Annotated in this window: 7 protein-coding genes and 1 pseudogene; 5 read left to right on the top strand and 3 right to left on the bottom strand. The window is 62.6% G+C overall.

Annotated elements, in window-relative coordinates; translation table 11 throughout:
- Positions 1-25 precede the first annotated feature (25 nt).
- The 4 genes from Q1M07_RS05020 (at position 26) to Q1M07_RS05005 (ending at position 6,451) form a co-directional block, all read left to right on the top strand.
- The gene (locus Q1M07_RS05020) at positions 26-1,273 is read left to right on the top strand and encodes a lipoprotein-releasing ABC transporter permease subunit (protein ID WP_300451561.1); all 1,248 of its coding nucleotides are present in this window, start codon (positions 26-28) and stop codon (positions 1,271-1,273) included.
- On the top strand, positions 1,266-1,952 hold the full coding sequence (gene lolD / locus Q1M07_RS05015) for a lipoprotein-releasing ABC transporter ATP-binding protein LolD (protein WP_300451559.1): 687 nt from the start codon (positions 1,266-1,268) through the stop codon (positions 1,950-1,952). The genes Q1M07_RS05020 and lolD overlap by 8 nt, the downstream gene beginning before the upstream one ends.
- A 76-nt stretch (positions 1,953-2,028) precedes the next feature.
- Positions 2,029-4,050, top strand: coding sequence for a methyl-accepting chemotaxis protein (locus Q1M07_RS05010; protein WP_300451556.1), 2,022 nt, complete (start codon positions 2,029-2,031; stop codon positions 4,048-4,050).
- 82 nt (positions 4,051-4,132) lie between these two features.
- Positions 4,133-6,451 (top strand): DNA internalization-related competence protein ComEC/Rec2, encoded by a 2,319-nt coding sequence (locus tag Q1M07_RS05005; protein WP_300451553.1) that lies wholly within the window; start codon positions 4,133-4,135, stop codon positions 6,449-6,451.
- Positions 6,452-6,696: 245 nt separating this feature from the next.
- On the opposite strand, the gene Q1M07_RS05000 is transcribed toward Q1M07_RS05005, so the two are convergent.
- Positions 6,697-7,497, bottom strand: a complete 801-nt coding sequence (locus tag Q1M07_RS05000) for a hypothetical protein (RefSeq protein ID WP_300451550.1) — start codon at positions 7,495-7,497, stop codon at positions 6,697-6,699.
- Between the two features lie 1,546 nt (positions 7,498-9,043).
- Between Q1M07_RS05000 and Q1M07_RS04995 the strand changes: the two genes are divergently transcribed.
- On the top strand, positions 9,044-9,757 hold the full coding sequence (locus tag Q1M07_RS04995; RefSeq protein ID WP_300451547.1) for a transporter substrate-binding domain-containing protein: 714 nt from the start codon (positions 9,044-9,046) through the stop codon (positions 9,755-9,757).
- 31 nt (positions 9,758-9,788) lie between these two features.
- Here the strand turns inward: Q1M07_RS04995 and Q1M07_RS04990 are convergent.
- Positions 9,789-10,504 (bottom strand): annotated as a pseudogene (locus Q1M07_RS04990) (ISAs1 family transposase); the annotation flags it as partial.
- A gap of 720 nt (positions 10,505-11,224) precedes the next feature.
- Entirely contained in the window at positions 11,225-13,771 is a 2,547-nt protein-coding gene (locus Q1M07_RS04985; RefSeq protein WP_300451544.1) for an ATP-binding protein, read from the bottom strand.
- Between the last annotated feature and the right edge of the window lie 14 nt (positions 13,772-13,785).

Genomic DNA, 13,785 nt, shown 5'->3' with positions numbered 1-13,785 from the left:
ACCCTGAGAGGAGTATTTGCCGCTGATGGCTCTGCCCTACGAACTGCTGATTGGCCTGCGTTATACGCGCGCCAAGAAGCACAACCACTTCATTTCCTTCATTTCGCTGATCTCGATGCTCGGCATTGCCCTGGGGGTTGCGGCACTGATCGTCGTTCTGTCGGTGATGAACGGTTTTCAGACCGAGCTGCGAGCGCGCATCCTTGCCGTCGTCTCGCACGTCCAGATCACCGGCGCCAGCGGCGAGATGGGGGACTGGGAGCGGGTCGCCAGCCAGGCCGCCGGGCAGGCCCATGTCCTGGCTACGGCGCCCTTCGTGCAGGCGCAGGGAATGCTCGCCTTCGGGCAAGCGGTGCGCGGCGCGCTGGTGCGCGGCATTCTGCCGGATCGGGAAGACAAGGTCGCCGACTTCGGCCCGCACATGAAAAGCGGCCGGCTCGACGCCCTGCAGGCCGAGCATTTCAACATCGTTCTCGGCAGCGAACTGGCGCGTGCGCTCGGCGTCTTCGTCGGCGACAAGGTGACGCTGATCGCGCCCCAGGGTGTCGTCACGCCGGCCGGCGTCGTTCCTCGCCTGAAGACCTTCACCGTTGCCGGACTGTTCGAGGTCGGCATGTACGAATATGACAGCGGCCTGGCCCTGATCCACCTGGCCGACGCACAGCGTCTCTACCGCATGGATGACCGGGTGTCCGGCGTGCGCCTGAAACTCGACGATCTCTTTCTGGCGCCGCGCGTCGCGCGCGCGCTGGCCGCCACGCTCGATACTGATGCCTTCATCAGCGACTGGACGCGCAGCCACGCCAACTTCTTTCGCGCCGTGCAGATCGAAAAGAACATGATGTTCATCATCCTGTCGCTGATCATCGCGGTCGCCGCCTTCAACATCGTGTCGACCCTGGTCATGGCGGTGACCGACAAGCAGTCCGACATCGCCATTTTGCGCACTCTGGGCGCCCGCCCGTCGAGCATCATGGCCATCTTCATCGTGCAGGGTGCCCTGATCGGTTTCATCGGCCTCGGGCTTGGCGTCGCCGGTGGCGTGGCGCTGGCGCTCAATGTCGACGTCGTCGTTCCCTTCATCGAACGATTGCTTGGCACACAGTTTCTGGCCAAGGAGGTCTACTACATTTCCAATCTGCCGTCCGAACTGCAATGGCGCGACGTGACGACGATCACCGGTGTCGCTTTCGTTCTCGCCTTGGTGGCGACGCTCTATCCGAGCTGGCGAGCGGCACGTGTCAATCCGGCGGCGGCGTTGCGCTATGAGTGATCCGGTACTGGCCTGCCAGGGCCTGCGCAAAATCTTTCGCCAGGGCGAAACCGACGTCCCGGTCCTGCTCGGCGTCGATCTGGCGATCGGCGTCGCCGAACGGGTGGCTATCGTCGGTGCGTCGGGCTCGGGCAAGAGCACGTTGTTGCACCTGCTCGGCGGTCTCGATGCGGCGAGCGGCGGCAGCGTGCAGTTGATGGGGCACGATCTGGCGAAAATCGACGACGCGCAGTGCAGCGAGCTACGCAATCGCCACCTCGGCTTCGTTTACCAGTTTCACCATCTGCTTTCCGAATTCAGCGCTCTGGAGAATGTCGCCATGCCGCTGCACATCCGCCGGGTAGCGAGGAGCGAAGCCGAAGCGCGCGCGGCAAAGGTTCTCGACGAGGTCGGCTTGGCGCACCGCCTGCAACACACACCGGCCGAGCTGTCGGGCGGCGAGCGCCAGCGGGCGGCGATCGCCCGCGCACTGGTCACCGAGCCGGCTTGCGTGCTGGCGGACGAACCGACCGGCAACCTGGATCGACAGACTGCCGAAAGCGTCTTCGAGCTGATGCTGGCGCTCAACCGCTCGCGCCAGACGAGTTTCGTCGTCGTCACCCACGACCCGGCCCTGGCCGGCCGCGTCGGCCGAATCCTGACGCTGCGCGACGGACGCCTGCACACGTCGGGCGAGTGACATTCATGGACCGGCTCTGGCCAGCGCCGCTCGCGATGCCTGACAAGCCTGGTCCAAGGAAAGGAGGGAGCCAAAGATGCGAGCCCTGTTCACACCCGCCATCGTGCTGCTCAACCGTGTCGGTTATACGAAGAAATTCGCGTTCATGGGTGCGCTCGCCCTGATCGCCATCGCCGTTCTGGTGGCCAACCTCTACCAGAGCCTGTCCCGAGTGATCGACAGTTCGCGACACGAGTTGGCCGGTATCGAGGTGCTCAAACCGGTCGCCCGCCTGGTCCAACATCTGCAGGTCCACCGGGGTCTTTCGGCGGGCGTGCTCAACGGAAGCGAGGAGATGCGGGACAGGCGAGCGGCACGCGAAGAGGAAGTGAACGCCGCCTTCCAGGCCCTCGAAGGCGGGCTGGTGCCTGCACTGGCAACGAGCGATCTGTGGCAGAAGATTGCCGAAAGCTGGGCTGCCATTCAGAAGGATGGCCTGGATCTGATCCCGCGCGAGAACTTCCTGGCGCACAACCGCCTGATCGACGATCTGCTCAGCCTGCAGGGTTTCGTCGCCGATCACTACACGCTGATCAATGATCCGGAAATCGACTCGACTTACCTGATCGATACGGCGGTCGACAAGCTGCCGCTGGCCATCGAGCGAATGGGACAGCTACGCGCTTTGGGTACGGGAGTGTTGACCCGCAGGCAAGCGCTGGTGTTGTCGCAACAGGTCGAGTTTACCGCCTTGCTGGCCGACCTGAATGCGGCCGTGGAAGGTCTGCGCCGCAATATTGGAAAAACCTCGCGCTACAACCCCGCCCTGCAGCCGGCGCTGGCGGCTTCGACCGGCGACATGGCGGGGGCGGCCGAGAAAGTCAGCGCGCTGGTCAACCAGGACATTCTTTCGGGCACCTTCGCGACGCCCGCGAGCGAGTATTTTTCGTTAACCACCGCTTCACTCGAAAAAGCGTATAAGGAGATGTTCGGCAGCCTGTTTCCGACCATCGAGCACTTGCTGCATGGCCGCGTCGCCGAGGCCGAACGCAAGCTGCACCTCAGCCTCGCCCTGTCGGTGCTGATCCTGCTGCTCTACGCCTACGTCTCTGTCGGTGCCTACTACTCGACGATAGGCAGTATCGATAGGCTGGCGGCCGACGCACGAACGATCGCTACCGGCGACCTGAGCGTCCGCGTCGATCTCGGAACCGCCGACGAGCTGAAACTCGTCGGCGACAGCCTGAACGACATGGTGGCCGCCTTCCGCGGCCTGCTCCAAAGCGTCCAGCGCGGCGCCGGCGAGGTGCGCGACGCGACGCAACACCTTTCCGCGTCGGCGGCGCGTATTCAGCATGGCAGCGAGCAGCAGAGCAACGCGGCGTCGACCATGGCCGCCGCCATTGAGCAGATGAGCGCGCGCATCGAACACCTGTCGAGCCGTGCGCAGGACGCCGACCGGATTGCTGCGCGAGCCGGCGAGCTGTCGTCCGAGGGCCAGCAAGCGGTCGGCAGTGTCGTCCAGGCGATCGAGCGGATCGCCGACATCGTCAATCAGTCGGCAACCATCGTCGCCGAGCTGGGCGGACGTTCGGAACGTATCTCGGCGATCGTCAACGTGATCAAGGAGATTGCCGATCAGACCAACCTGCTGGCGCTCAACGCGGCGATCGAGGCGGCGCGCGCTGGCGAGTCGGGACGCGGCTTCGCTGTGGTGGCCGACGAAGTGCGCAAACTGGCCGAGCGGACAAGCCGCTCGACGAGCGAGATCGCGGAGATGATCAGCGCCATTCAGAACGGCACACGCGCCGCGGCGGCCAGCATGAACGCCGGGGTCGGCCGTGTCGGCGAGGGCGTCGCCCTGGCCAGGCGGGCCGGGGAGTCGATCGCCGAAATCGGTGGCAACGCGCGGCAGGTGGTCGACCGCGTAGCCGACATTTCGCAGGCGCTGCGCGAACAGAGCACCACCAGTAGCGGGATCGCCCACAATGTTGAGCGCGTCGCCGAAATGGCCGAACAGAACCGCCGCCTGGTGGCCGGTAACGCCAGCACGGCTCAGCAGCTCGAAACACTGTCGCGAGATCTCGAGGCCGAGATGCGCCGCTTCCGTCTCGGCTGACCGGCTTCCTGTGGCGGCCGGCGCGCGGCAGCAACCCGCATGGTCGTTTCCGCGGATGCGAGTCATTGAGGTCTGATGCCGCATGCGCCTGCGCATCATCGCTTTCGCCCTCGGTGTCGGGCTTCTGCAGATCCAGGAACGACTTCCGGCCCTGCTGCTGCTCGCCGGCCTGCTGCTTGCCGGCTTGCTGCTGTCCGTATGGCCGGGCCGTCGGCCAAGCGCCATCGGCCACCTGGCGGCCATGCTGGGCGGCGCGCTACTCGGTCTGGCCTGGGCCGCGCTGCTCGCCGGCGAGCGTCTGGCGGATCGACTGCCACCCGAGTGGGAAGGCCGCGATATCGAAGTCGTCGGCGTCGTCGCCGCGCTGCCGCACGCCTTCGAGCGTGGCGAGCGCTTCGAGTTCGTCGTCGAGACGGTGGTGACGCCGGGTGCCGTGCTACCTCGCCGCGTCATGCTTTCCTGGTACCGCGGCCAGCTCGAGGAAGAGTGGCGTGAGGCGCTGCCGATCCGCCCCGCCGAGCGCTGGCGATTCACCGTTCGCCTGAAGCGTCCGCACGGCAACGCCAATCCGCATGGCTTCGACTACGAGGCCTGGCTGCTCGAACGCGGACTGCGGGCGACAGGCTATGTGCGGCCGCGCAGCGCGGCGCAGCGACTCGACGATTTCGTCTGGCGACCCGCTTACGCGCTCGAGCGCTGGCGCGAGCGGCTCCGCCGCTCGTTCTTCGATACCCTGCCGGAAGCGCCTTATGTGGGAATTCTCGCGGCGCTGGCAATCGGCGACCAGGCGGCCATTCCCGCCGACCAATGGCGCCTGTTCCGGCAGACCGGGGTGACTCACCTGATGTCGATCTCGGGTTTGCATGTGACGATGGTGGCGGCTCTGTTCGCCGGCCTCGTCGGCTGGCTGTGGCGGCGCAGCGAGCGCTTGATGCTTCTCCTGCCGGCGCCGAAAGCGTCGATCGCCGCCGGCTGGCTGGCCGCCGGCGCTTACTCGCTGCTCGCCGGCTTTGCCGTGCCAACGCAGCGGACGTTCTACATGCTGACCGTCGTCGCCCTGGCGTTGTGGTCGGGTCGCCACTTCGGCGCCAGCCGCAGCCTTCTGCTGGCGCTGCTCGTCGTGCTGCTGATCGATCCGTGGGCCGTTCTGGCGCCCGGCTTCTGGCTGTCCTTCGTCGCCGTCGGCCTGCTCTTCTTCGTCGGCACGGCGCGAATCGGCACCGCGGGCGGCTGGCGGGCGGCACTCGTCGGCTGGGGAGCGACGCAGTGGGCAGTGACGATCGGCACGCTGCCCCTGCTGCTCTTTCTGTTCCAGCAGTTCTCGCTCGTCTCGCCGCTCGCCAACGCGCTGGCCATCCCCCTGGTCAGCTTCGTCATCACGCCGCTGGCGCTGGTCTTCGCCGTATTTCCCTGGCCACCGCTGCTGTTTCTCGACCACTGGCTGCTATCGGGCGTGATGCACTTTCTCGCCTGGCTGGGCGGCTGGCCGATCTGGCAACAGCCGGCACCGCCACTAGCGGCCACCCTGCTGGCCGTGCTCGGCGTGCTGTGGCTGCTCTTGCCACGCGGCTTCCCGGCACGCTGGCTCGGCCTGTGCCTGCTGCTGCCGGCGCTCTCCTGGCCGGCTGCCCGGCCGGCGGCAGGCGACGCCTGGATCGACGTGCTCGATGTCGGCCAGGGACTGGCCGTGGTCGTGCGCACGGCCGGACATACCCTGCTCTACGATACCGGGCCGCTGTACAGCGCGGAATCCGACGCCGGCCAGCGAATCGTCGTTCCCTTTCTGCGCGCGCAAGGGCTTGGGCTGATCGATGCGCTGATCGTGACGCATCGCGACAAGGACCATTCTGGGGGCGTCGTCGCCGTGCAGGAAGCTTTACCGATCGCCCGCACGCTGTCATCGGTTCCCGAACTCGCCGGCGAACGCTGCGTCGCGGGTCAGACCTGGACCTGGGATGGCGTGCGTTTCACGATCCTCCATCCGCAGGCGGACGACTACGAGCACCAGGCCGTCAAGACCAACAACATGAGTTGTGTGCTGCGGATCGAGAATGCCGTCGGCAGCATGCTGCTCACCTCCGACATCGAGGCACGCGACGAGCAGGCGCTGCTGGCCCGGGCAGCGGATCAACTGCGCAGCGACGTGCTGTTGGTGCCGCATCACGGCAGTGGAACGTCATCGACCCCGGACTTCGTGGCGGCCGTTGGCGCTCAGGAAGTGATCATTCCGGTTGGCTACCGCAACCGCTTCCAGCATCCGCGGCCCGATGTCGTCGCACGCTACGCCGGCAGCCGGCTGTGGCGCAGCGACCGCGACGGCGCGGTGCGCATCGAGCTGGCCAGCGAACTCGCGCTGTCCTCCTATCGCGGCGAGTACCGTCGGTACTGGCAGGGACGCTGAAACGCCGGGCCGTGGTCTGCGCCATATTCTTCGCTCTGCCCTTCGAGCCTATTTAGCCGCTGTTGCGCACAGGAGTGTCACTCAGGCTTGACTTTCGCGAAGTAACAAACGTTGGCCAGATCGGCAAAAACCGTCATCTTGCGTCTGCTCCTCCTTGCAAGCAACGCCCCCCAGTAACGGCGGAGCATCGCTCCCGGCCGAATTGACGAAGCAAGCCCACACGCCAGAGTTCGGGGAACTGCCGGTCACTCGGGCTTCGAGGCCGACGAGAAGGTATCCGCCAAATCCTTGGCAAGGACGGCACCCCACTCTTTTGCGGTGAGGTACTGCACGCTGGGCACTTGAAACGAACTCTCATTCGAGTTCCTGGTTACCCGGCTGTATAGGGAATCAAAATCGTTCGGTGCGATGGCGAGAATTGATCTGACACGCACCTGTGCGCTCCAAACACCTTTGCCATTGTTATCACTGAAACCGATATTCATGTTGGTGAGACCGAACATCCCTCCGCAGTCTTCTCGGGCTGAGCCCAGATACAAGACTGGCCTGGAAAAAGCGAGGATGGCCTGCCTTCCTCCAAATGCCGCGGGAATAGTCTGGCTCTTGGCAACTGGTAGACAGACATAGAGCAGGTTGTGCGGCTCGAGCTGTTTGCGCCGCTCAGTCACTTTTTTTCCTACGGAACTCACGACCGCAACGGGAGATGTCGAGGGACTTCTGTGGAACAGGCTGACCCGCTCGGCCTGAAGCCGGAAGCTCGGTTCATATCCCAACTGTTTTGACTGAGCTACCAGTTGCTCAAGAACGACATCGGTAATCGTATCGTATTCGTTGCGAAGGGCTGAGTGAATCGAAGCAGTTGAATCGTCCCACCCTAGTACCGGCGGGGCCACATCAACCACGACCTCGAGGGTTCGAACGGTTGGCTGAAAGCCTTCCTGTTGCACATAAAGCTGCGAATTTGGTGCCGCCGTCACCTTCAGCTTGAATGCCATCTCGCTCATTTGGGCACAACCGACGAGAAAGGCAAGCAAGACGACCAACAAGACCCGTGCCGCCATGATTGGCAACCCCCCAGGAAGTTACGGCATCCATATTTAGTATTTAGGGCTTATAGCCCAAAGTGTCGCAACGCCGACCGAAGAATGGATAATAAAACAATAGGAGACCAATGCGGTTCCCGCAACTAATTCAGGCTCTGAAAGGCGCTGACAGCACTCGTTGTTCGGGGAAAGCATGCCGACGAAAGCTGAAAACTTCGCCGGAATCGCAGCGCAACCCAGGCGGCAAGCAGTCCCGACGGCTTGGGACGAACCGTCTTCGTGCGGCCTCTACCAAGTGTCAAAGGCGGCCAACAGCCACGGGGGTCTGGCGCCACCAAGAAATCGGGCCCGAAAATTGTCGGCCTGGAGCCGGGCGAAGGACGGGCGGCAGCCTGACGCAGCGAGTCCTCGACGCGGCGAAGGGACGGATACGCGGGAGCCTAGCCGTAAGCACGGCATTTCGCGCTTCAGCCATGGTGGCCTGAGCTTTTCTCCGCCAGATTTCCGCGTTTTCCTACCGCTGAAGACACCAGGCGATGCGCTGATCGAATTGGTAGCCGGGTGCCGCCTGAGCTTCGGTTGAACTCGCCCGGCTCGGCATCGGCCATAGCGGGGCTTTGCGCACGACGCGAGCGACCAACGCCTGAGCGGGTACGCCAGAAGGCGGGAACAATGAGGACGAGTACCCGAGCCGCGCGCGACGCCTTGTCAGGTGTGGCGACTGAGAAGGCGACCGTCTATGACGAGCTCAGATACGATCGTCACCAGATCAGGCTGCGACTAAAGCAGGAGCGGATCGGCTAGGGCTGGGTCGGCGATCGACCGCTGTGTATCCCGTAACCCCTCGCGAGCCGTCGCATCTCTGCCCCATCGTTCGCAAGCGCGGGAGGTCAGTCGGCAATGGTCAGCGCTCCGCCACAAGAATTCCGCACCCAAGCGTTCTCGCTTGGGCGTCTTCGTTTGTGCTTTCCGCATTACGCGCGGCTCTCCCGGCCATTCTTTGTGTAACGCCAAGCCCCTGTGCGAGAGCGGAAGTCTCCCGCCCTCCGTGTCACCCTCTCTTCTCTCGAAATCTGGACGGACCGGACCGTCCACCGGTGTCAGCAGGCGAACAAGTTTTTCGAGTGGCCGATCAACGTGATCAGACACCACCACAACCGAGGCATCGAAACCGCGCCGATCATCGACGAAACAATCGAGATGGCCAAGAAGTCTGGGCGGCAGCCACCACCCGCCTCCGGGGTTTTGGCAAGGGTGCGGAGACTGATGCTGCTGGCCTGCGCGGTTCGCCAGATCAGCCGAGAACACGTCCAGAGGACCGTTGATTCAGTCGCAACCTATCCGCATAGTATAATCTCGGCTTTCTCGCCCGCCAAATGGCGAGATGAAGCAGATCAGTTCTTCCCAAGTAGATCCTGAAGGTACGAAATGGACGAGACAACCCCGTGGGCAGAAGTTCTTGTGTTTGGTTGCGCGGCGCTACCGAAATTGAAGCGGGGTCGCGAGGCGCATTGATCAGCGAATCTTTAGTGTCACGGATGGAGAGCACATGAAAAACTATGCTTTGCTTGCTGTGTTGTGGATTTTTGGTTTTTCAAATGCATTTTCTGCGGAAGAAATTAACCGGAAAATAATTATCACAACCCAGGAGTGGGCGCCCTACCATTTTAAACTGCCAAGTGGCGAAGTCGGAGGCGAGGCGACAGAAGTGGTGAAAAGGGTTCTCGACGAGATGAACATAAAGTATGAAATTACGATCTATCCATGGGCAAGAGCTCAGGCGATGGTGAAGGATGGCGAAGCGGATGCTTTTTTTGCCGCCTCATGGAACGAGGAGAGAAGCTCCTACGCGGTCTTGTCCAAGGTTTTCGTGCCTCAAAAATGGTATTGGTTCTTGAACAAGGATTCAAACCTCGACCCAAATAGTCGGGAATTCCAGCAAAGCGAACCGGTGGCCGTTCTTCTTGGCACAAACATGCAAAAATATCTGCGCGACAACAATTACATAATCTCCGGAACGCCAGGCGACATGGACGCGCTGGTCAAGATGCTGGACGCCAAAAGGATCAAGGCCGTACTTGTAAACGACAAGGTGATCGAGGAGTACTTCGCCAACAACAAAATAGATGCGGGCAAATATAAGAAGATACTTTGCCGAGATATGCCGCTTGGCATGTATTTCTCCAAAAAATTTCTCAATGAACACAAGTGGTTTCTCGACAGATTCAACAATGTCGTAAGAAAATATTCACTGATCAAGTAGTTCGGCAGGTCAGGGCCTCGGCACTCGGATGTTATTGCACGCTAAAGCCCAGTATCCTCATCCGGACGTCGTCCTTCCAAGCGGTGCGCTTGCGCTTCAGGCGCAGGCTGGTCTTGGTTTTGCCGGCGGTATCCAGACGAATTAGGTCGAGAACGATTTTCCTCAGGAGGGAGAGGTTCTCTTCTGTGGAGCGTTGTCCTTGCGTACGGCGCTGGCATCCTCGCCAAAGCTGACATCGAGCACCCCGTGAAGGTGATTCTCGATGCCCCAGTGGCCCCGAACCGCTGCGGCGAGTTTTTCGGCCGTCAATTCACGAGAGCGGATGTAAGTAGTGCCGCTCGAGCGTCTACTCGTGGTCAGCGACCTTAGGCGGGAGTCGACCCACGCGATCGTCCTGCTATTGGGCCAATTGGCCAGATCAACGATCCCTTGCGCCGCTAGCACCGAGGCGATTTGAGCGACGATCTGACCATGGGACGTGTGGACCTGGCGGTGACGATCGACATCTGCCGATGGGGACTGGTCAATGAATTCCGTCTCGATGGCATCCAACAGCGTCGGTTGGTTGCCTTTGACCGCCAGCAGGTAGTCGCCGCCCCGGTCGGTGATCTGACGGGCGATGTTCTTCTGGCACCCCATGGCGTCGATGGTAACGAGCAACCCGTTGATAGGCAGTGCCTTCAGGAGTTCCGGGATGGCAGTGATCTCATGGCTCTTGCTGGCGACTATTGCCTGGCCAAGACATAGAACCGAAACTCGGGTTCTGCCTTCGCTTTCGCCTTTAACACCGCCTGAAGCTTCTGAACGCTTGTCGGAGTTGATAGGTGTCCCAATCTCCTGCCCTTGCCACTTCCTGCGTTGATTCTGAACCAGGGCCCCTTCCCTCCACCGGCATTACCCGGCTTCCACGCTACTACCGGCCCCTCCGCCATCCTCCATGGCCAGGCCTCGCCGTCACCGGCAACTTGTTGGAGACTCCTACCTCCACCATCGAGGACTTCCCGTGTTGCGCGCGCTCTTCCTCTTTCGTACAGGCCACCGCCAATACCCCGGCGCGGCTACCCGGTGCTCGTTCCGCTCTCTTCCCAAGCAGTCTCAGCCTTCCCCGCATCGACTGGCAGGTCGCCCGTGCGTCACCCTTTTCGAAGCTTGCTCAGCGTTCACTCACGTTACAGCCTGTACGCTCGCCAAGTCACCCAGTAACCCTCTACACCGAAGGATTCAGCCACTTCGTTACTTCCATGACGGGTCCGATGGCTACCGGCTGGAGCGAAAGTCGCCGGGTGGGTTTCGCACCCACTGGACAAGCGCCCCTTGGCACGGCGCAGGTCGAACTCGGGTGGCCCGTTTCCACCCGAAACGACATGACGCCGCAAGCTTACCCTGACTGGCGGTGGGTAGATCACGGCGACACAAGCCGCACAACGACTGCCCGCAGCTACCGGCACATTGCGCGGGAGCGTCGGTTTACGGGTTGTCCGCCGCACTCGGCACACGCTCCAGAATGTTCAGAATGGTTTCATACTCGTAGTTATCCACCAGATGGCCGAGTACGTCGGCAGAGGTGGGTTGCGACTCCGCAATCTCCAGCAGAACCGCCTTCATGCAGCTACGGTCGAGGCTGACGATGGCTTCGACGAGAGCCTGGCGCTGGGCTTCGGGCAGCGTGGCGAGTTGTTGCGCCGGCAGTTGGCGTGCGCGTTCGATCGTCGGCAGCGCCGCGCGGACAAGCTTGGCGCCGAGCAGATCTTCCATGCACTCGTGGATCTCCTCGGGCCGAAACGGCTTGTGGACGATGGCGTCGAACCCGGCTTCAAGCAGCAGGGCGTCATCCTGCTTGAAGGAGGAGGCGGTGACGGCCGCGATCTTCACGACGTCGCCGCCGGGCAAGCTGCGAATCCGCCGGGTCGCTTCCACCCCGTTCATCACCGGCATGCGCTGGTCCATCCAGATGAAATGGGGGGCCCAGTCCTGGTAGCGCGCCACGGCCTCGGCGCCGTTGTCCGCCCCCCGCACGAGGTAGCCGGCATGCTCCAGCAACTGAGTGAGCAGAAGAGAGTTTTCCGGATTGTCGTCGACGACCAGAATCCGGTACTCCGGCTGTCCTGCTGCCAGCCCGATCACCTCGCCTTTTTCCGGCAGCACCTCGGGAAGATCTTCGGCGCGCGCCCGGTGCAGCGGCAGGGCGACCCGGAAGAGGCTGCCTTTGCCGACTTCGCTGGTGAGCGTCAGTTGGCCGCCCATCATCGCCACGAATTGCCGAGTGATGGCCAGGCCCAACCCGGTGCCCTGCCAACTTCCCGAAGCACCGGACTGGACGAAAGCATCGAAGATGCGGCTCTGTTCCTCCGGGGCGATGCCGATGCCGGTGTCTTCGACCTCCAGAATCAGGCGCTCGGTGGGTTCCGGCTCGACGCCCAGACGCAGGGTGACGCCTCCTTCTTCGGTAGCCTTCACCGCGTTGGACAGCAGGTTGATGAGAATCTGGCGTAATTTGGTTTGATCGTCGACGATATGGCGGGGAAACTCGGGGGCTTGCACGACCAGTAGCTGCACTCCCTTCTCCAGGGCGCGGACGCGCATCATGTTGGCGATCCCGTCGATCAGGTCGGCCAAGTCGAAGGGCGCGCGCTCGATCTGGGTGCGCCCGGCCTCGATCTTCGCCAGGTCGAGCACGTCGTTGATGAGACCGAGCAGGTGATCGCCGCTCTTGTGGATGATGGACAGGTTCGCTTGCTGGGTTTCGGACAGGCCGGAACTGCGGCGGACAAGGTCGGAGAAGCCAAGGATGGCATTCAGTGGGGTGCGCAACTCGTGGGACATGTTGGCCAGGAACAGGCTCTTGGCGCGATTCGCCGCCTCCGCCGCATCCTTGGCTTCCAGCAGCCTGGCCTCGGCCATCTTCTGTTCCGTCACGTCGTGCAGCGAGACGACCGCACCAATCTTGGCGCCATCGGCGTCGAGCATCGATTGTCCGGAAACCAGAAGATTCCGCCGGCGTCCGTCCGCCTGCTCGATGACCATCTGCGCGTTGCGCACGCTCTCCCCCTGCAGGGCGCGAAACAGCGGTATGTCCGCTAAGGCCATGGGCGTCGCGCCGTCCTCCTCGAAAATCCTGTAACGCTCCACCCACTGCTCCGGCGGCAGGTCGTCCTGGGCGATGCCCGGCATCTCGCGCGCCGCACGGTTGAAGAACGAGAGCCGCCCGCTCTCGTCGCAGGCGACGACGCCATCGGAAATGTTCTCCAACACGGCCTGGGCGAACGCCTGCTGGCGCCGGAGTTCGGCCGTACGTCGCGCCACCGTCTCTTCCAGGTGTCGCCGATGATCTTCCAGTTCCCGGTGCGATTTGAGGATCTGTTGACGCATGCCGTTGATGGCCGCGACCACCACGCCCAACTCGTTGTCGAGCCGGGCGCCTGGCGGGAGCGCCAGCGGTTTGTCGAGCCGGTCCAAGGACATGCCCGACAAATAGTCGGAAATGGCAATCAAGTGCCGAGCAACCGCCCGCTCGAACAGCGCGAAAAAGACCGCACCAAGCGCCGTGACCACGAGCACGAGCGCGATCAGGAGCGGCAGCAGGCGCGACACCGCCGCAACTTTGAGGGGCCAGAGATCGACCACCACCCGCAGTTGGCCGACCCGAGATTCCATCACGGGATCCCGATAGACAAGATCGACCCGCTTTTCGAGCCGCCTGTCTGGATCGCTTACCTCGTAGCCAGAGCCAGTCACCTCGACACCTTTCTCGTCCAGCACGAGCACATTAGCGATGCTCGGGATGAGGGTGAGTCCATCGACGATGACCTCCACCTGCGCCGTGTCGAACCCCCACAGGCTACCCGCAATAGCCGGTGCAGAGCTTTGAGCGATTTCGTTCAACGCGTCTCGCGCGGCTTGCACCCGGTCCCGGTAGTCGAGCATGCCGAAGCTCAACAACGATAGCAGCGTGACCAAGAGCGCCCCAACCGCCATCCGAACGGCGATCTGCCGGGAAATTCTGTGGTGCTTCACCAAGTTCTTATGGA

Origin of the sequence: Accumulibacter sp., from assembly GCF_029255285.1 — a bacterium.
Taxonomy (GTDB): domain Bacteria; phylum Pseudomonadota; class Gammaproteobacteria; order Burkholderiales; family Rhodocyclaceae; genus Accumulibacter.
Note: the sequence above shows the minus strand (reverse complement) of the source record. Positions and strands in the feature narration are given on the sequence as shown.